Source organism: Cochleicola gelatinilyticus (genome assembly GCF_001637325.1).
Classification (GTDB): Bacteria; Bacteroidota; Bacteroidia; order Flavobacteriales; family Flavobacteriaceae; genus Cochleicola; species Cochleicola gelatinilyticus.
Genome location: NZ_LRXL01000052.1, coordinates 205,593 through 229,033, shown reverse-complemented (window position 1 = coordinate 229,033; position 23,441 = coordinate 205,593). Strand labels below are relative to the sequence as shown.

Sequence of the window (23,441 nt, the reverse complement as noted above, 5' to 3'; positions counted from 1 at the left end):
AATTATGGTATTTTTAAAATCGCTACGAAGATATAACATGAAACTGAAATCTAAACATAGTACCAATTATCTACTCGTAAGTTTCCTATTGCTTTGTTTCGGGTGTTTGTATGGATGCATGACTACGACTGAAACAACCAACCCAATTCATAAAAAAAGCATTTATAAAAAAAAGCTTCGCAAAAAAATAACTCCGGAAGCAATCGGCATAACACCGAATATCCTGTATAACAAAACCGAAAGTTCGTACCAAAGTACTGGTGCAGAAGACACTATTTTCGATGAAATCACACTAGCGCAGTCGGCAGTTGTTTTTAATAAAGCGGGAGATCTTTTTTATGTTTCTGAAACTAAAAGTGACTCACTGTTGGAGCTAATCGATATAAACACAAGTGTGGATTATTTGTATAAAACCCGAAAAAATAAATACCGCATTTGGAAGCATTATAAAATAGAAGAGGTAGATACGTTTCTTCCGCAGCAAATCAAAGTAAAAGAAGACACCTTAATAATTTCTGAAAGTTCTACAGTTGGGTACAGAAACTGGAGCTATTATATAAAAAAGAATGAATCGGAATAAATTTATGTGGCTAACTGCCCTCACTGGAATTGGAGTTACGCTTCTTCCTCAAGCATCTTTCGCTACTGAAACACAAGAATTCTCAAGGAATCAACTCATCGGAAAAGGTAATCCCGACATAATCGGTGACAGTTATACCTCTAAAATGCACAAAGAAGCAAAAGCAGCATTTCTAAAAATGAAAAAAGAAGCTGGTAAAAGCGGAATAAGTATCGAAGTAGTCTCTGCATACCGAAGCTTTCAACGACAAAAAGAAATCTTTGAAGGCAAATACCAGCGGTTTACCAATCAAGGTCTAAGTCCCGAAAAAGCAATAGAAAAGATTATTGAATACTCTACAATTCCGGGGACGTCTCGTCATCATTGGGGTACCGATATCGATATTATTGATGGTAATGCGAAACCTAGACCTAAAAGCGTTTTACAGCCCGATCTTTTTCACGGTGATGGTCCATTTTGCAAACTTAAAGATTGGTTAAATGAGCATGCAAACACTTTTGGCTTTTATGAAGTATACACCAACAATGCCAACCGAAAGGGCTTTAAATATGAACCTTGGCATTTTAGTTATGCTCCTGTTTCCAAACCCATGTTAAACGCATATCGAACTATAGATGTAAAGCAAATGCTTCAACAAGAAAGCATTTTAGGTAGTGATCATTTTTCAGATGGTTTTATAGAAAAATACCGCAACGAAAATATTTTAGATATTAATCCAGAGCTTTTATAACCTTTTTACATAAAGATTTAAATAATTTAGAAGACTCTCGTTCAAAATCTCTAAATCTCCTAATTTATTAGTCTATAGTGCTTTCAGGTTTCTTTTATAAGCACGTTCTTTCTTGCTCAAAAAAAGTGTATCTTCATTGCTTAAATCAACCTTTCTAAATTTATATCATGGGAAGAAGTAGCTGGAAAATTAGAATTCTTATCGGGTTAGCAATTGTAGCCTTTGCTTTCTTTAAAAAATGCGCCAATACAGAAGAAAACCCTTATACTGGAAAAGACCAAGCAATATCGCTATCTACCGAAGAAGAAATTGCTATTGGATTACAAAGCGCTCCACAAATGGCCCAAGAATACGGCGGACTCTATCCAGACGATCGCATGCAAGCCTATGTTGATATGGTAGGTAACAAACTTGTAGATAATACGGTAGCAAGAGACACACCTTATCAATATGATTTTCATTTATTAGCAGATCCACAAACGGTAAATGCTTTTGCATTACCAGGCGGACAAATATTTATAACCTATGCGTTACTTTCAAAACTTGAAAATGAAGACCAACTTGCAGGCGTTTTAGGGCATGAGGTAGGTCATGTTCTTGGAAGACACTCTGCAGAACGAATTGCAAATTCTGATTTTTGGCAAACTCTTGCGCAAGGTGCTTCTGTAGGTGCAGATGCTGGTGGGCTAGTAGCTGGAATTGGACAAAATGTACTGCTAGGTAATGGTCGTGGTGACGAACTGGAAAGCGACGATCTTGGTGTTCGGTTTATGATAAAAGCAGGATACAATCCACGAGAGATGATACAGGTAATGGAAATTTTAAAAGCAGCCGCAGGTCCTAATCGTGCCCCAGAATTTAAAAGTACCCACCCCGACCCCGACAACCGCATCGAAAAGATTGAAGAAGCTATAGTAAAGTACGGAGGATAGCAAAAACACGTTCTTGGAGCAACTATTAAGTTCTCTCCCCTTCTACTTTTTAGTATCTTTGTTTTATGAACAAAAAAGCACTTTTATTAATCCTCGACGGCTGGGGAATTACTCAAGATCCCGAAGTTTCCGCTGTTGCTAAAGCCCACACTCCTTTTATAGATTCGCTATACGCAACCTACCCTAATGCTCAATTGCTTACGCATGGAATGCATGTTGGATTACCAGAAGGACAAATGGGAAATAGCGAAGTTGGACATATGAATTTAGGTGCAGGGAGAATTGTATATCAAGATCTGGCAAAAATAAACCTTGCTGTTCAGAACAATACGCTTCAAGAAGAACTGGAACTTAAAGCAGCTTTTAAATACGCCAAAGAACATCATAAAAAAGTTCATTTTATAGGATTAGTTTCAGACGGAGGTGTTCATTCTCATATTGACCATCTTAAAGGTTTGCTTACAGCTGCACAACACGAAAATCTTTCCGAAGTATTTGTACATGCTTTTACAGATGGACGGGATGTAGACCCAAAATCGGGAGCCTCCCATATCGCATCTCTTCAAGAACAAACGGAAAAAACGGGAGCAAAAATAGCTTCAGTAATTGGGAGGTATTTTGCGATGGATCGTGACAAACGCTGGGAACGAGTTAAAAAAGCATACGATCTTTTGGTTTTCGGAAAAGGAACTCACACCAATGATTTAGTAGCTAGTATACAAAAAAGTTATTCAGAAGGAATTACCGATGAATTTATAGAGCCACTTGTAGTTACTAAGAACAACAAACCTATCGCACCAATAGAAAAAGACGATGTAGTGATCTTTTTTAATTTCAGAACAGATCGAGGACGACAGTTAACCGAAGTACTTACACAAGAAAATCATGAGGAATTGGGCATGAATGTACTCCCTCTCTATTTCGTGACGCTCACTAATTACGATGACTCCTTTAAGAATATTCATGTTGTTTACAATAAAGAGAACATTCATGAGACGTTGGGAGAGGTGCTTTCTGAAAATGGGAAAAATCAAATTCGAATTGCTGAAACCGAAAAATATCCACATGTAACATTTTTCTTTAATGGTGGAAGAGAAATTCCTTTTGAAGGTGAAAAACGCATTTTATGCCCTTCTCCCCAAGTGGCAACTTACGATCTTAAACCAGAAATGAGCGCTTACGAAATTCGCGACAAAATTATTCCAGAAATTAAAGGTGAAACTGCAGAATTTATTTGTCTTAATTTTGCCAATCCCGATATGGTGGGTCACACAGGCGTATTTAACGCAGCAGTAAAAGCGTGTGAAACTGTAGATTCTTGTGTAAAAAGTATTGTAGAGGCCGCCTTAGAACATGGGTATACCACACTTTTAATTGCAGATCATGGAAATAGTGAAACCATGCGCAATCCCGACGGCTCACCAAATACTGCCCACACCATTAATCCAGTTCCTTTTATTGTGATTGATCCAGACATTAAATCTATTAAAGATGGAGTTCTAGGAGACATAGCTCCTACTATTTTAAAATTAATTGGCGTTTCTAAACCTTCCGCTATGACAAGAGATTCATTAATCTAAATTTATAACATGAAACATTTATTTTGTATCCTGCTTATTGTAATTACATCAGCATGTAATAATTCTAATAAAGTTGAGAAAGAAACAGTAGAGCCAGTAGAAACTGCTTCAGAAAAAAAGAGTTCACTGGTAACCACTAATGGCATTAACTCGAGACTTCCCGACACAGAAAATAACGAAACGGTAATGATGGTAGGAAAAGCGAATCGAAAAGGACTCGAAAAAGAACCGTTTAAAGCTTGGTTCGACGAAGGATATAAAACGTATGAGCCAAACGAAGCTACTATCAACGAATTAAAACCTTTATTAAAAAATGTCACCATAAAAGCTTTTATGGGCACTTGGTGTGAAGATAGTCAGCGAGAAATTCCACACTTTTATGCTATTATGGATGCCGCAAATTTTAATTACGACAACCTTGAACTAGTAACAATGACTCATGAAAAAGACACCCCTCAAGGCTTTGAAAAAGATTTAAACATAGAATTTGTACCTACGCTTATATTTTACCGGGATGGTGAAGAATTGGGGCGCTTTGTTGAATATGCGCAAGACTCACTCGAAAACGATATTCTTGCCATCGTAAGCGGTAAGGAATACAAGCATGCCTACGCTGAATAACTGCATAATTCTTCGTAATTTTGCCGCTTAACGATAGCTATGATTTTTAAAAGCCTTACTATAGCGGTTGATTTTGACGGAACCATTGTCGAAGACGAATACCCCAAAATCGGGAAACCGATACTTTTCGCTTTCGACACGCTTAAGAAGCTTCAAAGTAACGGACATCGATTAATTCTTTGGACCTATCGCAAAGGAGAATATTTAGACCGAGCGATACTATTTTGTAAAGAAAACGGTATAGAGTTTTATGCAGTAAATAAAAGTTTTCCTGAAGAAGAATTTGACCCAAATTATAGTAGAAAAATAAATGCAGATCTTTTTATTGATGATCGAAATATTGGAGGCCTTGTGTCATGGGGAAAGATATATCAAGAATTAATTGGCGAAGAACCTGTTGCTAGTACCAAAAAAAAATCCAAAAAAAAATGGTTTCCTTTTTAAACAGACATCATGATTATACCTAAAACTTCCGAAGAAATTGAATTAATGCGCGAAGCAGCCCTTGTAGTTTCTAAAACACTTGGAATGCTCGCAAAAGAGCTTAAACCCGGTGTTACCACGAACCAACTTAACACCCTTGCTGAAGACTTTATTCGCGCACAAGATGCTGTTCCTGGATTTCTAGGATTATACGACTGCCCTTCTACCCTGCTTACAAGTGTTAATGAAGCTGTAGTACACGGTTTACCAACCGATACTCCACTAAAAGATGGTGATATTGTAGCGATCGACTGTGGTGCTATTAAGCATGGGTTTTACGGCGATCATGCGTATACCTTTGAAATTGGTGAAGTGGCTCCCGAAACAAAAAAACTTCTACAAGTCACAAAAGAATCACTCTATATAGGAATTCGTGAATTTAAAGCTGGAAATCGAGTGGGTGACGTTGGATTTGCGATACAAGATTATTGCGAAAAACATGGCTACGGAGTTGTTCGTGAATTAGTAGGTCATGGGCTAGGAAGAAAAATGCATGAAGACCCAGAAATGCCTAACTACGGAAGACGTGGCAGAGGAAAAAAGTTTATTGAAGGAATGACGATCGCAATAGAACCTATGATTAATTTAGGAACCCGACGCATTCAACAACTGTCTGATGGTTGGACCATTGTAACTCAAGATCAGAAACCCAGTGCACACTTTGAGCATGATGTTGCTTTAGTAGATGGAAAACCAGAACTACTTTCAACATTCGCATACATTTACGATGCGCTAGGAATTGAAAGTAATGAAGAAGATGAATTTCGACAAAAAGCACTTATTAAATAACTCTTAAATGCAAAAGCTCTTTAAGTTTTTTCTGAATTTAATCCCACGCACATTACTAATAAAACTGAGCTTTTTGGTTAGACCACTAGTTGCATTTTTCCTACGGGGTGAAAAGTATACCGATCCGATCGACGGAAACTCCTTCAGAAAATTCCTTCCATATGGGTATGAAAACGTTCGAGAAAATGTGCTTTCTCCAAGTACCTTGTCGTTAGAACGTCACCGATTATTATGGTTGTATCTTCAAAATGAAACTCCTTTTTTTTCAGAAAAAATAAAATTATTGCATTTTGCTCCCGAACAAGCATTTTATAAGCGTTTTAAGAAACTAAAAAACATAGAATACACCACAACCGACCTTAATTCACCTATTGCCGACGTAAAAGCAGACATCTGTAACTTACCATTTCAAGACGATAGTTACGATCTTATTATTTGTAACCATGTCTTGGAACACATCCCCGATGACCGAAAAGCAATGTCTGAATTATACCGCGTCCTTAAACCAGGTGGCACAGCTATTCTTCAAGTTCCGTATGAAGAAGATAGAACAGAAACTTACGAGGACGATACCATCACAGATCCAAAAGAACGCGCCCGCATTTTCGGACAATACGATCACGTGCGGATCTATGGATTAGATTACTATGAGCGCCTTCGAAGCGTTGGTTTTAAAGTAAAAAAAGTTGACTATATTAACTCCCTAACTAAAAAAGAGATCGACACCTATCGATTGGCTGCCGGTGAATTGATCCCTGTAGCTACCAAATAGTTTGAATTTCATTAAAAAAGGAGCATGAAGTTATACTTATTACTACTATTTTTTAGTATTCTTACCACTATAAACGCACAGAACAATCCCAATGATTGTATTAATGCAATTCCAATTTGCGGAACTTCAAATCTCGGCGTAGATCCTACTGGAGCTGGTTTCGATGAGTTCTCACTACCCAACAACAACCTACCAGAATGTTACGATTTTGGGCAAAATACTATTTGGTTCCGGTTCGACATTATTGGGGATGGCCCCCTGACATTCGACCTCATACCCGATAACGGTGTAGATGATTACGACTTTGCGATTTTCGGACCAGATGTTACCTGTACTTCCTTAGGTACTGCGATTCGATGTTCTAGCACCAATCCGCAAAACGCAGGTGTTCAAGTTGCTACAGGATTAAACATGGAAGAAACCGATACGCAAGAAGGCCCTGGAGAAGATGGAAATGGCTATCTGCAATTTATAGATGCTCAAGTAGGTGAGGTGTATTATTTGTTGGTGGACAGAGCAGTTGGTTCAGGTCCATTTAGTTTATTCTATACGGGAATGGCAGAACTTCCACCCAATGTTGAGGCAAATCCTGTAAATGACCTTTTAAGTTGCGATACAGATGGTACCGACGATGGGTTTACAGAATTTAATTTAGAATCACAAACCAATTCTATTATCGGTGAACAACCCGGAACTTTCAACGTGACCTATCATACATCCTTAAATGATGCAGTTATTGGAATTAATCCCTTAGCAAGTCCCTATACCAATATTTCCAATCCTCAAACAATCTATGCTCGTATTCAAAGGGAAAATGGCTGTAGCGATAGTGTCGCTTTTGATATTATGATAGGAAACCCTTCGTTACTTCAGCCAGATCCTGTACGAATTTGTTCTTATACTACTTCAGAAAACTATATACTCGACACCATTATCCCGCAAGTAATTAACGATCCTACGGGTTATGTTTTTAGTTATCACAATTCTAATGCCGATGCCGTAAATAACATGAACCCCATTGGGGCCACAGTAAACTTAACCGAAATACCACGAACAATCTTTGTACGAGTAACAGATGCTTCAGATAATTTGTGTTTTAGCATAACTTCTTTTGAAGCAGCAATTAACAGAATTCAAGTAGCGACACAACCTTCTCCCATTATAGTATGCGATGACGATTTTGACGAAATAGTTTCTGTCAATATTTTTGAAAAAGATATAGAAGTACTAAACGGGTTACCTGCATCCGATTTTACGATAGTATATTATGCTTCGGAAAGCGATCGCCTCAATGAAATAAATGCCATTAACGGAACTTTTCAGAATACAGAAAATCCACAGACGATCTATGTTTCCATGATTGAAAATGCGACTGGTTGTTTTGACTACACACAATTTGAAATTCAAGTAAATCCTAAACCAATACCAATATTTGATGCTGAATCCTATATTTATTGTATCAATTTAGCAACGCCGATCCCTATAAGTGTACAAGCAAATTTTCAATATTATGTTTGGAGCACGGGAGATGAAGGTAGCTCGTTAAACACCATCTTTGTAACTGCTCCTGGTACATACACTGTTACGGTCACCAATGAATTTAATTGTACTTCGGAAGTTTCTGTAGTGGTATTTCCTTCTAATATCGCCACCATCACATCGATAGATGTAGTTGATTTTAGTGGCCTTGGAAACAGTGCAACTATAAATGTTACGGGTGAAGGAGATTATGAATTCTCACTCGAAAGTGATTTTCAATATCAAGATAGTAATGTCTTTATGGGACTACAGAATGGCTATTATACTGTTTTTGTTCGTGACAAAAATGGTTGCGGAGTAGTTTCTCAAGAGTTTTTAATTCTCGATTACCCAAAGTATTTTACTCCAAATGAAGATGGCTACCACGATACTTGGAAGGTTATAGGCATCGATCAATTCCCGGGAACGAAAATGTATATATTTAATCGCTTCGGAAAATTACTTCACGAGGTTGTTACTTCCTCTAATGGATGGGATGGCACCAACTCTAAAGGAATTCCATTACCGTCGAATGATTATTGGTTTACAATTAATATTCCCAATCGCCCCGAATATCGTGGTCACTTTACTCTAAAGCGGTAGTGTTAGAAAGTACTAATTCGTTAAACCCTTTGGTGATAAACACCTGTTCGTTTTGTAGGCTATCGTTATACGTTAAATAGGCTTCTATTCCAGAGATACTTTTTAAAACATTTTTAGAGCGCTCTAGACCAAGTGCCATAAAAGAAGTGGCGTATGCATCTGCTTCTGCACAAGTTTTTGCAATAACAGTGGCGCTAGTCACGTCGCTCTTTTCAGCAGATCCTGTAAGTGGATTTAATGTGTGAACATATTTTTTACCACTAACAGAATCAATCCTAAATTTCCGATAATTCCCAGAAGCCGCCATTGCCCTGTCCGAAAGTTGTACAGCAGCGCGGGTCCTACGGTCTTCTAATTGTGATGTTACCGCTTCAATCCCTGCGACCCAAGGTTTATTTTTTTCTGGATGCTGCCCTTTGGCAAGTAACTCTCCCCCAAGTTCTATTAAAAAATTATCGATACCTTGATGTGTTAAATAAGTACCAATACAATCGATTCCATATCCTTTTGCAATCGCATTAAAATCAAGATAAAGATGCGGGTTCTCTTTTTGTATGGTTTTTTTACTAGTGAGTACAACCTTTGAAAACCCCACATATTGCATTAAAGAGTCTACAGTAGAAGCGTCAAGTTGCTTGAGTGGTTTTGTGTCGCCAAAGCCGTATGCATTCCTTAAAACCCCAATTGTAGGATCGAAGTAACCATTGGTTATATTGTGTATGGTTTCAGAAAGACGAAACACTTCTATAAAAATTTGATTTACGACAACGGTAGTATCGCCTCTATTTATTTTCGAAATATCACTTTCTGGCAGGTATGTACTTACCGACATATTTACAGCATTAATTACCGAATCGATTCCTTTTTTAATTCCTTCCGAAGTAATGGCTTCATACTGTATGGCATAAGTAGTACCAAAAGCATTTCCTTGTATGATCTTTAGTTTGGGCGTTTCAGAAATACAAGAAACAAATAATACTGATATGACTAAAAGGGTAAGTATTCTCATATAATTTCAACCATTCCGTTGTAGATCATGGTATAATTTTCATCTTTTACTACAGGCTTGCCGTAATCGGTTCCATGTCCTAATCCGACTCCCGCATAATAGGTTTTAGCCTCAAATTTCATCGCATGATCTTTCATTTTTTGCATAAATTCTTCATCGTATTCTTTAACATCTTGCGGATATGTTACGGCGCGAACAATAACAAAATTTAAGTTACCTTCTTTAATGGCTACAAACTGAGGGTCTTTTTCTAATTTAGAGTTTACCCCTAAAAATTCATATCCGTTTTCTTGAAGATCTTCACCCACTATATTCATAGCGAGATTATGTAATTCCTGTGGAGTAAGTGAAGTGCTCATAAACCTTTAAATCGAATAAATTTTGTCTCGTTAAAATGGTATGTGGGTATAACTAGCGTGGTATTTGTTTCTAAAGAGTACCACGGACTTAACGAAGTGTCGTTCGGATTTTTAATTACATGCACACTTTGTGCAGGGGTATTTCCTTGTGCTAAAATAAACAATTTTTCTCCATTTTCATGTATGGCGAGATCAACGATCATAACAATATGTCCAGGGCTGCCTGGGTACACTAGCATATCGCCCACCTCAAGCTCGTTAATGGAAGTGATTTTTGGAAGTTCGTGGTATAAAGATAAAGTTCCTGCATAGGTATATACTAGATTAAGATAATTATACAGGTTTTCTTCGGAAGCGTTTGCATTTGCTATTTTATTAAAATCTACTTTATTTCCATGAATTCGTGGTCGATATCCTTCGGAATATTTTTTCCAAGAACAATAATGTCCCGATGTAAAATTGAAACCAATTTCATCTTTCCGATTATTGTTCCAAAGGTATTCTGCACGTATTCGCATGAGAGCATCGGCACATTGTTGTAGCCCGTTATCTGGTACGGGTATTTCGAGAACCCCAACATGACCAGCTTGATACCAATATTCGTTACCATCGTAATTAATTACCTTAGCGCCAAATGGTTTTAATGCATAATTTTGAAGATAATGCTGAAAGGATCCCGGAGAATACTTAGACCTTACAAATCCCTCGGGAACATCAATCCGTTTTCGAATAGTATTTCCTTCTTCGTTGATATAATCGGGCGTACTAACATAGGTAGTAGCTACCTGTTTAATGACCTGTCCTTTCTCTGAAAAAGAAATAAAAAGAATCAACGCGAGGATCCCAAAAAGAAGTAACAGTTTCTTCATAGCGTATAAACTGAAAATATACTGTTATATTTTATCGGGTATAAAAAAACCGTTTCAACGACTGAAACGGTTTTTAATAATATATTTCTTAAAGTCTATCCTCCAAAATCATCGAAACGGATATTCTCATCTGGGATTCCGAAGTCTTCTCCCATTTTCTGAACGGCTTGGTTCATTAATGGAGGTCCACAAAAGTACAATTCGATATCTTCTGGTTCTTCATGATGATTCAAATAGTTATCGATCACTACTTGGTGAATAAACCCAACAAAACCATCTCCTGGTGCGTCGATATTCTCTTTTACCTTCCAATTATCTTCTTCCATAGGTTCGGACAAGGCTAAGTAAAATTTAAAGTTAGGAAACTCCTGCTCTAATTCTTTAAAATGATCTAAATAGAACAATTCTCTTTTTGAGCGTCCACCGTACCAATATGTTACTTTACGACCTGTTTTAAGCGTTTTAAATAAGTGATATAAGTGAGAACGCATAGGTGCCATTCCAGCTCCACCACCCACATATAACATTTCTGCTTCAGAAGGATTGATAAAGAATTCACCGTAAGGTCCTGAAATTACTACTTTATCTCCTTTTTTACGATCGAAAATATAGGAAGAAGCGATTCCTGGATTTACCTGCATCCATTGGTTTTTAGCACGATCCCATGGCGGCGTCGCAATACGAACATTCAACATGATCTCACGCCCCTCCGCAGGGTAAGAAGCCATAGAATATGCCCTTTCTACGGTTTCATTATTTTTCATCACTAAGGGCCACAAGCCAAATTTATCCCACTCTGCTTGGAATTTATCTGGAGTTTCGTGTTCTTCTGGGTGAGCAGTGATATCCATATTCTCGAATTTCACTTCACAAGGAGGAATTTCAATTTGAATATATCCACCAGCCTTGTAGTTCATATCTTCAGGGATCTCCACTACAAATTCTTTAATGAAAGAAGCTACATTGTAATTACGAACAACGGTCGCGTCCCATTTTTTAATTCCGAAAACTTCTTCTGGAATATGAATATTCATGTCTTGTTTTACTTTTACTTGACATGACAAACGAGCTCCATCTTTTAATTCTTTTCTACTAAAGTGTGGTGTTTCGGTAGGAAGCGCTTCTCCTCCACCTTCTAACACATGACATTCGCACTGAATACATGTACCTCCACCTCCGCAGGCAGAGGGTAAGAATATTTTATTATTACCTAAAGTAGAAAGAAGTGTTCCTCCCGATTCTACTTCAATTTTTTTCTCATCGTTTATGGTAATTGTTACCGGACCCGATGGAGACAACTTCTGTTTTGTGAATAACAATAGCGCTACCAATAGTAATGTTAATACTAAAAAGGCAACCACTGTTGCTATAATAACTCCTAAAGTACTTGCTGCTAGAAACATATTATTGGGCTGTTATTTCTGAAACTGATACCGCTTCAGTAGATTCTACACTTTCTTTTTGAACTTTTTCAGTCTTCATTCCTACGTTCGATGGATCACTATCTAGAGATGGACTCTCTTCATCACCACCAGTTAACATTCCACCGAAGCTCATAAAACCAATAGCCATAAGTCCTGTAATAATAAAGGTAATTCCCAGTCCACGAAGCGGCGCGGGAACGTTCGAATATCTAATTTTTTCACGAATGGCAGCAATAGCTACAATGGCTAAGAACCAACCAATTCCCGAACTGAAACCGTAATTAAGCGCTAATCCAAGCGTTTCGATTTCTCTTGATTGCATGAATAATGAACCTCCTAAAATTGCACAGTTTACTGCAATTAAGGGGAGGAAAATTCCAAGTGAATTATAAAGTGAAGGAGAGAATTTTTCAACAATAATTTCTACCAATTGTACCATAGTTGCAATGGTCGCAATAAATAAAATAAACGACAAAAAGCTAAGATCGTATTCTGCGTATTCTGCTCCTAACCATTTCAACGCTCCTTCTTGAAGAATGTACTGGTCAAGCAACCAGTTTAAAGGCACAGTTACCGTTAATACAAAGATCACGGCAGCACCAAGACCTACCGCTGTGCTTACCTTTTTAGAGACTGCAAGATACGAGCACATTCCGAGGAAGTATGCAAATACCATGTTATCTACAAAGATCGATTTAAAAAATAATTCTATATGTTCCATTATTTCAGTATATCAGTGTTCAGTTATCAGTATTCAGTAATTGGATACTGAAACTTAGTTTTCTTCAATAAGTTCTTTGTTTCTTGAACGTTGTACCCAAATGATCAAACCTACTACGATCAATGCCATAGGCGGCAAAACCATAAATCCGTTATTCTCATAGCCAATAGCATACAATCCGGTTTTTTCAACAGGGTCTCCCATTACTTGAAATCCAAATAAAGTACCTGATCCCAATAATTCTCTGAAAAATCCGACAATAATTAAGATTAATCCGTATCCAGCAGCGTTTCCTATTCCGTCAAGAAAAGATCGCCACGGACCATTCCCTAATGCAAAAGCTTCAAAACGCCCCATGATAATACAGTTGGTAATAATTAAACCAATGAAAACCGATAGTTCTTTACTGAGTTCGTATGCAAAAGCTTTCAGCACTTGATCAACAATAATTACTAGCGTTGCAACAACGATTAATTGTACAATAATTCGAATTTTTGAAGGAATGATATTTCGCATTAATGAAATTACGACGTTTCCTACTCCGAGTACAAATATTACTGAAACTGCCATTACGATAGATGGTTTCAGTTGTGCTGTAATTGCCAGTGCCGAACAAATACCTAATACCTGAATAGTAATAGGGTTGTCGTCGGCTAATGGATCGAGTATTAATTTGCTATCTTTTTTTGATAAAAGTCCCATAGCTTATTGATTTAATTTTTGAAAATAAGGCACATACAAACGAACGTCTTTTCTCAGCATAGCAGTTACTCCGTCACCAGTAATGGTCGCTCCTGCTAATGCGTCAACTGCATTATCATCTGTATTAGTATTCTTTGGATCGTTGTTTCCTTTAGCGACATTAATACCTTCGAAAGCATTTCCGTTAAGGAAACTTTCTCCCGTAAAATCGTCCATGAAGTAACGTTGTTTTATTTCGGCACCTAATCCTGGTGTTTCCCCTTTATGATCGAAATACACTCCTTGAATAGTCATCGATTTATCTACCGCTACAAAGCCCCATATCGCATCCCAAAGTCCTTTTCCTCGAACTGGCATAACATATATTTCTTTCCCATCTTTTTCTCCTACGAACAAAGGCAAACGTCTTTCGTACGAATCATCTTTTGCTTTTGTTTCTTCTTTTTTAAGGTCGATTAAGAAAGCTTCGGGATCTTCGGTTACTTTGTCTCCTTGAATCACCAATTGTTTTTTAATGTAGGTGTTAAAAACATCTTCCACTTTATCGGTAGGAATAAAAGTAACGTCCCCATCACCTTCATTATCGTTTACATTCATCGCATACAGAATATTCTGTTGCTTTTCGTATTTTTCGTTTGCTTTCACCAAAGGTTTCAATCCGCTTGCAAAACCTGCGAGGATCGATCCAACCACAACTACCATGATAACGGCAAAGAGGATGGTGTAGCTATTTTTATCTGTGTTAATTGCCATGCTTACGCGGTTTTAACTTTTAGACGTTTCATTCTTCGTTTTATGTTCCCTTGCAACACATAGTGATCTATAGTTGGTGCAAATACATTCATTAATAAAATTGCTAAGAATACTCCTTCTGGATATGCCGGGTTAAATACCCGAATCATAATTGATATAAATCCGATAAGGAATCCGTAGATCCATTTTCCTTTATTGGTTTGCGACGCCGTTACTGGGTCGGTTGCCATATATACAGCTCCAAATAAAATACTTCCTATAATAAGATGTTGCCAGAATGGAACACTCATTAATCCGTAGAATTTACTGCTTTCTCCAATCCATCCAGCATCGACTACACCATTAAAGATAAGCCCCATTGTGAGTGCTCCAATAAGGGTGCTAAAAATAATTCTCCAACTTCCAATCTTCGTAAAGATGAGGAATAAGGCCCCTATAATGATTAACACTTTCGAAGTTTCTCCAACTGAACCAGGTATAAAGCCCCAAAACATATCCCAGTAATCGTAAACCACCGAGCTGTTCTGTGCGTAACTTCCTAAGATAGTTTCTCCAGAAATTGCATCTACATTCGCACCTGCTGCTATTTCCTGTTGTCTTTCTACAGCACCATGTACCCATACCTTATCTCCACTCATCCAAGTTGGATATGCAAAGAAAAGAAACGCACGAATGGTAAGCGCAGGATTTAAGATGTTCATTCCAGTACCACCAAACACTTCTTTTCCAATCACCACACCAAAGATCACGGCTACAGCCAGCATCCAAAGTGGGATATCAATAGGCACAATCAACGGCACTAACATTCCTGTCACCAAGTATCCTTCTTCTACTTCGTGACCTTTAATCACAGCAAAAAGAAATTCAACTGCTAGACCCACACCATACGAAACGATCACCAATGGTAATACAGTCCAGCATCCCATAATAAAGTTATCCCACGTAAAGAAATTTGCCAAGGGCGCAGCACGTAATGCCTCATCTATTGCAGCATAATGCTGATATCCCGTATTAAAAATCCCAAAGATCAAACAAGGAACCAAAGCCATAATAACGATGTTCATCGTTCGCTTTAGATCGTCTGCTACACGCACGTGACTGCCCGAGTGGGTTGTTTCATTTGGAAGGTACAAAAAGGTATGCAACGCGTTAAACGCAGGCGCCATCTTCGTACCTTTGTACTTCATTTTAAGGGTATGTAATTTTTGTTTCAATCCCATAGCGTTATCCTATTTCTTTATACATTAAATCAAGACCATTACGAATGATCTGTTGATGCGGTTGTTTTGAAACACAAATGAACTCGGTAAGTGCGAAGTCCTCGGGAGCTACTTCATACATTCCTAAAGCCTCCATTGCATCTAAGTCCTGAACCATACAAGCTTTTAAGATTTGCAACGGATAAATGTCCATTGGAAATACTTGCTCATAATTTCCAGTAAGTACGAAAGCTCTATGCTCACCGTTTGTATTGGTGTCTAGTTCAAATTTTTTCTTCGGAAACATCCAAGAGAACGTTAATGCTCTTGACGCTGATATTTTATTAAATACTGGTTTGTTCCATCCAAAAAAGTCGTAATCATCTCCCTCCGGAATGACAGTAACTGTATTATGATAAAATCCTAAATGCTTCTTTAAAGAAACTTTTGTTCCTGTTAACACATCTCCGCTAATAACACGCACATTCTCCTCATCCAAACCAGAATCGTATACAAAGGTAGACACCTCTGCACCTATTCGTGTTCGATAATATTTTGGCGCTTTTACTGAAGAACCACTTAAAGCAATGATTCGCTCAGCATTATATTTTCCAGTTAACAACAATTCCCCAATAATTACAAGATCCTGAGGAGCAATTGTCCATACAGTCTCTCCTTTATTAACAGGAGCGATCATGGCGATTTGAGTCCCTACGTTTCCTGCAGGATGGGGTCCATATACATCGTGAACTGTAATATCGGTTAATCCCTTAAATTGTGAATTCCCTTTAGCATCAACTCCTACATGCACCTTGCCTTCAGTAAGTTTACTAAGAGCAGTTACAGCAGCTTGTAACTCAGGCTCTTTACCTACAAGCGTAAAATCGTAATCGGCACTTAAAGGAGCACTGGCATAGGCCGAAACAAAAATATCTCTTGGTGTTGCTTCAGAATTAGCGATTACATCGTACGGACGTTGTTTTATAAATGGCCAACAACCTGCTTCTAAAAGACGAGCTTTAATAAGCGCAGCATCTGCCGAAGTCGGATTAAGAGTTCCGAAATCCTTAAAACTGTCCTGTGCATCTCCTTCGATTAAAATCTCGGTGATTACTCGTTTCGCACCTCTTTCTATGGTAGTAAGCGTTCCGCTTACTGGAGAGGTGAATTTTATTGCTTCATCTGCTTTGCTATAAAAGAGGGTGTCTCCCGCTTGTACTTTGGCACCTTCTTTAACTACCATTTTAGGAGTAATTAAATGAAGATCTGAAGGTCTGATTGTAAAAGTTCTGGAACGCGGCGCGTTAGAGAGTGTTTTATCCGCTTCGCCTTTTAAACGAATGGTCATCCCTTTTTTAATCTTAATGTCTTTGGACATAGGATAGTGGTGTTAAAATTCTCTTTTGAAACCCCACCCGAAAGTTATCGGGATTTAGGGAGTGCAAATTTATAAATTTAAGTTAGCATCTCACAAGAATTAAACGAATTTTCTTCAGAAAAAAGCTACGCATATCACGCTACAATATTAGGGCACAAAAATTGTTTATCTTTATCCACCTAAAACACCATTTATGTTTCAAAAAATTCTGTGTACTTTATTCCTCTTCGGGATGCTCTTTAACAGTCATGCGCAAGTTCAAGAAAAGGCAGCTCCGCCTTACATTAAAACGATTCAGTTTCGTGGAAACACTGCGCAAAGTGAATTACCCATTATTAAATTGGGGCAACGTTTACAACTAACTTTCGATGCGTTAAATGGCCGAGAAGAAGATTTTTACTATACTATTACCCATCACAATTTCGACTGGACTCCAAGCGACCTTTCTAAAGGAGAATATTTAAATGGTTTTGATGATGTACGTATTGAAACCTATGAAAATTCTTTAAATACGCTTCAGATATTTTCCAATTACCAACTTTCCATTCCAAATCGTGAAACCCGAGGCATTACAAAAAGCGGAAATTATTTATTAAGCCTTTTTAATGATGATGGCGAACTTATCTTTTCCCGAAAATTTATGGTGATTGAAGAAGTTGTAGGTGTTTCCGTATCTATAAAACGTGTTCGTGATTTTAAATACATAGAAGAACAACAATTGGTTCAATTCACAATTAACTCTCCTTCATTATTATTAATAAATCCAAAACAAACGGTTAAAACACTGGTTATTCAGAACAGCAATTTAAAAACAGCCATTACCGACTTAAAACCACAATATACCATTGGTACAGAATTAATTTATCGCTATAATAAAGAGTCTGCTTTTTGGGGTGGAAATGAATACCTCAGCTTCGACAATAAAGACATTCGTGCGGCTACCAATGGTGTACGCCGTGTTGAAGTGAGCGATTTATACGAAAATATACTATACACTAATGGCGCTCGCAAGGATCGTCCTTACACCTACAACCCCGATGTGAACGGAAATTTTGTAGTACGAAATATTGATGCTGAAAATAATAATATTGAAGCCGATTATGTAAAGATGCATTTTAACCTTCAATATTTTGAGCCTATTGAAAATAAAGAAATTCACCTCTTCGGAAATTTCAATAATTACACGATCGACGAAAGCACCTATATGAAATACGATGAAGCTAGTGACACTTATAAAAATACACGCCTTTTTAAACAAGGATATTATGATTATAAATATGTCTTGGTTAATCGTGATGGCAGTGTAGATGAAGGTGCTATCGACGGAAACTTTTGGCAAACTGAAAACGAATATACAGTAGTAGTATATTTTAGAGATCTTGGCGCCCGATTCGACCGAATTATAGGGATGGGTAAAGGAAATTCAAACAACATTACCGACAACTAAAAGAACATAAAAACTTCAGCTCTGTTTAGAACCTTCAAAAGCCTTAACATACTATTACAAAACATACATTTTTTCGGAACCCATAAGGCTTAATAAGATCCCTTCCGAAGCAATGAAATACACCCTATGAAAAAAGAACTGGAATTATTCAATAAACTAAGTGCGTTATTACTGAAGGCAGAAAAAGATCAACCAGTAGCCACCCCGATTCCTGCAGAACGTTTACTGGAAACGCTAGATATTTCTCTTCAAGACACTCCCGTTTCTGAAGCATATTTCGAAAAAACTTTAGAAGCTTTAGTAATAAACACCCCAAGAACAGCTTCAAATTTGTTTTTTAATCAGTTATTCGGTGGTAGAAAACCAAAAGCCACTTTAGGAGACCTATTGGCCGTACTTTTAAATAACAGCATGTATACCTATAAAGTTGCTGGACCGCAAGTAGGAATCGAAAAAGAAATCCTACATCGTATATGTGACATGATTGGATACGGAAACGACAGCGATGGTACATTCGCACCTGGAGGTTCTATGAGTAATTTTATGGCAATGGTTATGGCTCGCGACGCCTATAACGACACTATTCCCCATGAGGGCGTGCAGCAAAAACTTACGTTATACACTTCCGCAGAATCACATTACTCCATTCCTAAGAATGCTGCTTTTATGGGCATTGGACGCAAACAAGTTCGGTACATAGACACCGATGAGCAAGGAAAGATGATCCCTTCGAAACTGGAGGCTCAAATTAAAAAAGATCGTGAAGACAACTTCCACCCTTTCTTTGTAAATGCTACTGCTGGAACTACAGTATTAGGTGCTTTCGATGCCATTCCTCCATTAAGTAAAATTTGTAAAAAATACAATCTTTGGCTGCATGTGGATGGTGCGTATTGTGGTGGAGTAATCTTCAGTAAAAAATACAACCATTTGGTAGATGGACTTGAAGAAACCGATTCTTTTAGTGTAAATGCACATAAAATGTTAGGCACGCCTTTAAGTTGTTCTATTATTGTAACAAAGCATAAAAAATATTTGTACGATTCGTTTTCTAACGATGCAGCATATTTGTATCAAACCGATGGTGATGACTATAATTTAGGAAAAACCTCCTTGCAATGTGGACGCCGCAACGATGCCTTAAAATTTTGGACACTTTGGAAATCGGTCGGCACAAATGGTCTAGAATCGATTATTAATCACCAATTTCATCTGTCGGAAGTAGCCCGTGAGTATATTAACAACCATCCCGATTACACGTTATACAGTTTTAAAGACTCGATTTCTGTGTGTTTTAATTACAAGAACATCCCAGCTCAACAACTTTGTACCGCTTTATACAAACAAGGATCGCTCATGGTAGGATTTGGTCATTTCAACCACACTGAATTTGTGCGTTTGGTAACAATTAACTCAGGAAATAGTAAAGAGGAAATCTTAAATTTCTTTGAGGTATTGGAGAATTTCGTAGCTAAACACCCCGAATTAAAAGCGCCAGAAGTGTTTCAGCAGTAATTTTTAAAACTATAAATTAAAAACACATTTTTCTAAGCTAGCTATTTCAATATAAATGCGAACGCATTCAATTTAATTGCTTACTCACTTTCATATTTAGAATAAAATTTTACTTTTACTTGGTGAGCAAAAAAATACCTAAAAAATTAAATAAAAAGGTTTCCGAAGACAGTAGGAAACATTTTAAATACAGGAGCAACACATGTCTTAATTGCGGACAACCGTTAGATCTTAGCGATGTTTATTGCCCATACTGCTCACAGCTTAATAGCACGAAGCCCTTATCGCTGAAAGACTTTGTTTTAGAATTTTTAAGTAGCGTGATCAGCTATGATTCTCGATTGCGATACACCATTACCGACCTACTTTTTAGACCTGGCAGAATTACCCGAAATTACATGAAGGGGCAGCGTTTAAAATATGCAAATCCGTTTCGATTTTTTTTGAGTGTTTCTATTATCTATTTTTTATTGTACAGTGTCGTCACCTATTTCGAAGATAACAGCCCCCAAGATGAATTCGAAAATATTTATACTGGTATTGATGACGGAAAGAAAAAAGATCTTGATGTAGGAATTTTAAAAATTAAAATTGATTCTAGCACCCAACAACAAAATAAAATCGTCCGCAACGATACACTTGCGAGCAAAAACGATTCTACCGCAACTAAAACAAAACAAACCGAAGAATACGAATACGACTACACTTACCTTTCTGAAAAAGAATTACAATCCCTTTCTTCTGGTGAACGCATCTACGAAAGGTTTGGTATATACAGAGGCTTTTACGAACGCAATGAAATTAAACAAGCAGAGATAGCACTCGACAGTTTAAAACATCCCAAAACAGCATTTAACAAATGGATGTATGAAAAAGTAGAATCTATAGAGCGCATTAAAGAAAACCCCTATGGTTTTATCAACTATATGGTTCAGAAAACACCTTTCTTTTTATTTTTCTGTTCTCCGATCTTAGCGCTTTTTCTATGGCTCTTATATTATAGAAAAAAACGCTATTATATGGAGCATTTGGTCTTTCTGTTTCATATTTTCAGTTTTGTTTTTTTGGCACTTCTTATTGCAATGATACCCGACCTTATTATAGGTACAGACATTTTACAAGGTCTTTTATTTTTAATTATTGGCCCATTTTACTTTTATAAAGCATTACGCAATTACTACCAGCAAAAACGTTTGATAACCATAATAAAATTTGTATTTTTAAATATATTTTTCTGGATCAGCACAACAATTGCCGGACTGATCTTTCTATTTATATCGGCAGCGTTATATTAATAATAGATGGTACAATTAATAACACAAGGCATAAAAGTTTCTATCGTAACACGGTTTGAAGGGGCCTATTACGAAGATATTAAAACGCAATATGCCTTTTCCTACACCATTACCATAGAAAACCAAAGTGAGCATACTGTACAACTAGCATCACGATACTGGGAAATACGAGATTCTTTAAACGCTGTAGAAGTTGTTGAGGGCGATGGTGTTATTGGAGTGCAACCAACATTAAAGTCGGGCGAAAAACACACCTACAGTAGTGGTTGCCTGTTACAATCTCCGTTTGGTTCTATGCAAGGCTATTACCGTATGATTAACTTCTCCACGAACAGCTTGTTTAAAGTTGCAATTCCTAATTTTAAACTGAATGCTCCTTTTGCCGTGAACTAAACTCGGCATAGCTAGCGATCTTCTGAAGTTTTATTTTTTTATTATTCTGAAACACATGGCAAAATTCACAATGCGAATCATACGTAAATACATACGCCTCTGAAGCTTCAAATTCTTCTGAAAAATACACCCCATCGAAGTCAATTTCCATAAGTTCATTGTAACGGCGTATGCGATAATGGTCTGTAGAAAGTGGTTCTTGGAGCAATTCGAAATAAGCACTACTTCCTGTTCCGGTTAATTTTTGAAGCGTACTTTTCTTTATTGTTTCCGAAGAATTTTTAGAGGCAACCACCTTTATAGCGGGTGTTTTCTTAGCAACATCAAAATAATTGGTGAGATTTTCTTTTAGGGCACTCCCTTGAAACAGATCAATCTTTCCATTTTTAACCTCAAAAACTTCTCGTTGTGATGCAGCTTTTTCTACATTCCCAACCGTACTAGGGGTGAATAATTTATTAAATAAAAGTGCTTTGCGAATTCCTTTGTGGTTTGTGGCTGCTAAAATAGTATCGGTTACAAAACGAGAACAATTGCTTCCTGTTTTATCGAATGCACCGTACGGAATGCTTCCTCGTTCTTGTAATTGGCCGATGTACTTTTCGGCATTTTTAAAATGAATCGCATCACATACAGAGGCGAGCAAACGTCCTTCTCCATGGGTTTTTAAGGGATTAGCATCCAGCCATAAAAGAAAATCATGTGTGTTTTTTAACGAACCTGTTTCAGAAATGTTCGCTTTAAATGGGATTTCAAGTTCAGCATCGGTATTTGCGCCACGCACTCTTCCAAATCCTTTTGGAGTGACATATCTTCCGAAGTCAAAATACCGTGCCGCGCCAGTTTTATTTTCAATAAGCACTAATGCAGCATGCCCCGCTTTTATATATTCTTTGGTTCCTAAACCAACCAAAGGCAATACTTTACAAATCCATTCCTCACTCATCGTTACAAACGTATCGGGAAAGGCAAGCACGATTATTTTTCCTGTAGATTTCAAATAGTGGTTGTGGTTATTTGTTGGGTTTCAAGATCTTCATACCGCATTGTTGTTCCATGAGTAGTATGTGAAACTTGAGTCATACTTTTTGTTTTTACAAAATCACGATCCATAACGAGATTAGTATGCAAATCGCCTTCGCCCGCCGTTTTGTGAAAATTTAAAATTTCTGTTTCAGAAGGGTTTAAAGCATTAAAAATAAATTCAGAAAACCACTTTTTACGTTTATTCTTTACGCCTTCGGAATATAGTAAGGAAGAAGACCAGATGTGTGGTGCCAGAGGTTTCTCTTTAAAGTGTGCTTCTACTCCATTCCAAACCAATTCGTATAACTGAAGCTGTTTCGACCAATCTACCAGAATAATAGTAAAGGGTTCGATACCGTTAAAATCGTATGCTTTTATTTCAGAAACAACATCTTTGGCTGTGAGTAGATCGGTCACAATTACACCTCGACTTAACCGATAGGATGATTTGCGCTTATGAGGAGCAAAACCCCCATTTAACAAACATATTAATCGATTGTGTTCACTAACTCCAATCCAGGTTCCCCCAGCCAAAGTATCTTTAGGAAACAATAGCTTCGTATCATTAACAGTATAGCGCTGTGGAGAAAGTGTCATTCGCGTTGGAGCTTCATCTCTATTCGACGTTAAAATAAAATTAGTTCCAGATTTTGGAATAAAGGTTACCGTACACATAGAAAGGTGGTCTTATTTTAATCGAGAAACTTACGAAACCTTCTGGAAAATGCCACATTTTTACAGGC

24 protein-coding genes are annotated in these 23,441 nt (G+C 37.4%); 13 read left to right on the top strand and 11 right to left on the bottom strand.

The annotated features are described in order from the left end of the window. Positions 1-4: 4 nt before the first annotated feature. The 9 genes from ULVI_RS13940 to ULVI_RS13900 all read left to right on the top strand — a co-directional run bounded on the left by ULVI_RS13940 (position 5) and on the right by ULVI_RS13900 (position 8,608). Positions 5-580, top strand: coding sequence for a hypothetical protein (locus ULVI_RS13940; RefSeq protein ID WP_197463520.1), 576 nt, complete (start codon positions 5-7; stop codon positions 578-580). Beyond that, the gene (locus tag ULVI_RS13935; RefSeq protein WP_068593406.1) at positions 567-1,310 is read left to right on the top strand and encodes a M15 family metallopeptidase; all 744 of its coding nucleotides are present in this window, start codon (positions 567-569) and stop codon (positions 1,308-1,310) included. The genes ULVI_RS13940 and ULVI_RS13935 overlap by 14 nt, the downstream gene beginning before the upstream one ends. 167 nt (positions 1,311-1,477) lie before the next feature. Then, positions 1,478-2,242 carry a M48 family metalloprotease gene (locus ULVI_RS13930; RefSeq protein ID WP_068593405.1) on the top strand — a complete coding sequence of 255 codons (765 nt, stop codon included), beginning with the start codon at positions 1,478-1,480 and terminating at the stop codon, positions 2,240-2,242. Positions 2,243-2,307: 65 nt separating this feature from the next. After that, complete coding sequence (gpmI, locus tag ULVI_RS13925) at positions 2,308-3,822, top strand: 2,3-bisphosphoglycerate-independent phosphoglycerate mutase (protein WP_068593404.1); 1,515 nt, start codon at positions 2,308-2,310, stop codon at positions 3,820-3,822. Positions 3,823-3,831: 9 nt separating this feature from the next. Further along, on the top strand, positions 3,832-4,443 hold the full coding sequence (locus ULVI_RS13920) for a thioredoxin family protein (RefSeq protein ID WP_082830880.1): 612 nt from the start codon (positions 3,832-3,834) through the stop codon (positions 4,441-4,443). Positions 4,444-4,482: 39 nt separating this feature from the next. Then, positions 4,483-4,887: a BT0820 family HAD-type phosphatase gene (locus ULVI_RS13915; RefSeq protein ID WP_068593403.1), complete on the top strand. Its 405-nt coding sequence runs from the start codon at positions 4,483-4,485 to the stop codon at positions 4,885-4,887. Positions 4,888-4,896: 9 nt separating this feature from the next. Continuing rightward, positions 4,897-5,715, top strand: a complete 819-nt coding sequence (gene map, locus ULVI_RS13910; protein WP_068593402.1) for a type I methionyl aminopeptidase — start codon at positions 4,897-4,899, stop codon at positions 5,713-5,715. Positions 5,716-5,722: 7 nt separating this feature from the next. Beyond that, positions 5,723-6,487 carry a class I SAM-dependent methyltransferase gene (locus ULVI_RS13905; protein ID WP_068593401.1) on the top strand — a complete coding sequence of 255 codons (765 nt, stop codon included), beginning with the start codon at positions 5,723-5,725 and terminating at the stop codon, positions 6,485-6,487. A 24-nt stretch (positions 6,488-6,511) separates the two neighbouring features. Further along, complete coding sequence (locus ULVI_RS13900) at positions 6,512-8,608, top strand: T9SS type B sorting domain-containing protein (RefSeq protein ID WP_068593400.1); 2,097 nt, start codon at positions 6,512-6,514, stop codon at positions 8,606-8,608. Here the strand turns inward: ULVI_RS13900 and ULVI_RS13895 are convergent. From ULVI_RS13895 to ULVI_RS13855, 9 genes are all read right to left on the bottom strand, one after another. Then, positions 8,592-9,617, bottom strand: a complete 1,026-nt coding sequence (locus ULVI_RS13895; protein ID WP_068593399.1) for an FAD:protein FMN transferase — start codon at positions 9,615-9,617, stop codon at positions 8,592-8,594. The two genes, ULVI_RS13900 and ULVI_RS13895, sit on opposite strands and share 17 nt — an antisense overlap. Next, positions 9,614-9,976, bottom strand: coding sequence for a Na(+)-translocating NADH-quinone reductase subunit F (locus tag ULVI_RS13890; RefSeq protein ID WP_068593398.1), 363 nt, complete (start codon positions 9,974-9,976; stop codon positions 9,614-9,616). The genes ULVI_RS13895 and ULVI_RS13890 overlap by 4 nt, the downstream gene beginning before the upstream one ends. Beyond that, complete coding sequence (locus tag ULVI_RS13885; RefSeq protein ID WP_068593397.1) at positions 9,973-10,845, bottom strand: DUF4846 domain-containing protein; 873 nt, start codon at positions 10,843-10,845, stop codon at positions 9,973-9,975. Before ULVI_RS13885 ends, ULVI_RS13890 begins: the two co-directional genes overlap by 4 nt. Before the next feature lie 95 nt (positions 10,846-10,940). Beyond that, on the bottom strand, positions 10,941-12,248 hold the full coding sequence (gene nqrF / locus ULVI_RS13880; protein ID WP_068593396.1) for an NADH:ubiquinone reductase (Na(+)-transporting) subunit F: 1,308 nt from the start codon (positions 12,246-12,248) through the stop codon (positions 10,941-10,943). A 1-nt stretch (position 12,249) separates the two neighbouring features. Beyond that, positions 12,250-12,990: an NADH:ubiquinone reductase (Na(+)-transporting) subunit E gene (nqrE, locus tag ULVI_RS13875; protein ID WP_068593395.1), complete on the bottom strand. Its 741-nt coding sequence runs from the start codon at positions 12,988-12,990 to the stop codon at positions 12,250-12,252. A gap of 54 nt (positions 12,991-13,044) precedes the next feature. Next, on the bottom strand, positions 13,045-13,692 hold the full coding sequence (locus ULVI_RS13870) for an NADH:ubiquinone reductase (Na(+)-transporting) subunit D (protein ID WP_068593394.1): 648 nt from the start codon (positions 13,690-13,692) through the stop codon (positions 13,045-13,047). 3 nt (positions 13,693-13,695) lie between these two features. Further along, complete coding sequence (locus ULVI_RS13865) at positions 13,696-14,445, bottom strand: Na(+)-translocating NADH-quinone reductase subunit C (RefSeq protein WP_068593393.1); 750 nt, start codon at positions 14,443-14,445, stop codon at positions 13,696-13,698. 2 nt (positions 14,446-14,447) lie between these two features. After that, positions 14,448-15,665 carry an NADH:ubiquinone reductase (Na(+)-transporting) subunit B gene (locus ULVI_RS13860; RefSeq protein WP_068593392.1) on the bottom strand — a complete coding sequence of 406 codons (1,218 nt, stop codon included), beginning with the start codon at positions 15,663-15,665 and terminating at the stop codon, positions 14,448-14,450. 4 nt (positions 15,666-15,669) lie between these two features. Beyond that, positions 15,670-17,022 carry a Na(+)-translocating NADH-quinone reductase subunit A gene (locus ULVI_RS13855; protein WP_068593391.1) on the bottom strand — a complete coding sequence of 451 codons (1,353 nt, stop codon included), beginning with the start codon at positions 17,020-17,022 and terminating at the stop codon, positions 15,670-15,672. Positions 17,023-17,215: 193 nt separating this feature from the next. Here ULVI_RS13855 and ULVI_RS13850 point away from each other — a divergent pair, with 193 nt between their 5' ends. From ULVI_RS13850 to apaG, 4 genes are all read left to right on the top strand, one after another. Next, positions 17,216-18,469, top strand: a complete 1,254-nt coding sequence (locus ULVI_RS13850) for a type IX secretion system plug protein (protein ID WP_068593390.1) — start codon at positions 17,216-17,218, stop codon at positions 18,467-18,469. Between the two features lie 126 nt (positions 18,470-18,595). Continuing rightward, positions 18,596-19,984, top strand: a complete 1,389-nt coding sequence (locus ULVI_RS13845; protein WP_068593389.1) for a pyridoxal phosphate-dependent decarboxylase family protein — start codon at positions 18,596-18,598, stop codon at positions 19,982-19,984. A gap of 122 nt (positions 19,985-20,106) precedes the next feature. After that, entirely contained in the window at positions 20,107-21,279 is a 1,173-nt protein-coding gene (locus ULVI_RS13840; protein ID WP_197463517.1) for a DUF3667 domain-containing protein, read from the top strand. A gap of 6 nt (positions 21,280-21,285) precedes the next feature. Then, the gene (apaG, locus tag ULVI_RS13835) at positions 21,286-21,672 is read left to right on the top strand and encodes a Co2+/Mg2+ efflux protein ApaG (RefSeq protein ID WP_068593388.1); all 387 of its coding nucleotides are present in this window, start codon (positions 21,286-21,288) and stop codon (positions 21,670-21,672) included. Here the strand turns inward: apaG and ULVI_RS13830 are convergent. Both ULVI_RS13830 and ULVI_RS13825 read right to left on the bottom strand, forming a co-directional pair. Further along, positions 21,641-22,672: a DUF6695 family protein gene (locus tag ULVI_RS13830; RefSeq protein ID WP_068593387.1), complete on the bottom strand. Its 1,032-nt coding sequence runs from the start codon at positions 22,670-22,672 to the stop codon at positions 21,641-21,643. The two genes, apaG and ULVI_RS13830, sit on opposite strands and share 32 nt — an antisense overlap. Beyond that, the gene (locus ULVI_RS13825; protein ID WP_068593386.1) at positions 22,669-23,373 is read right to left on the bottom strand and encodes an NRDE family protein; all 705 of its coding nucleotides are present in this window, start codon (positions 23,371-23,373) and stop codon (positions 22,669-22,671) included. The genes ULVI_RS13830 and ULVI_RS13825 overlap by 4 nt, the downstream gene beginning before the upstream one ends. Positions 23,374-23,441: the final 68 nt, after the last annotated feature.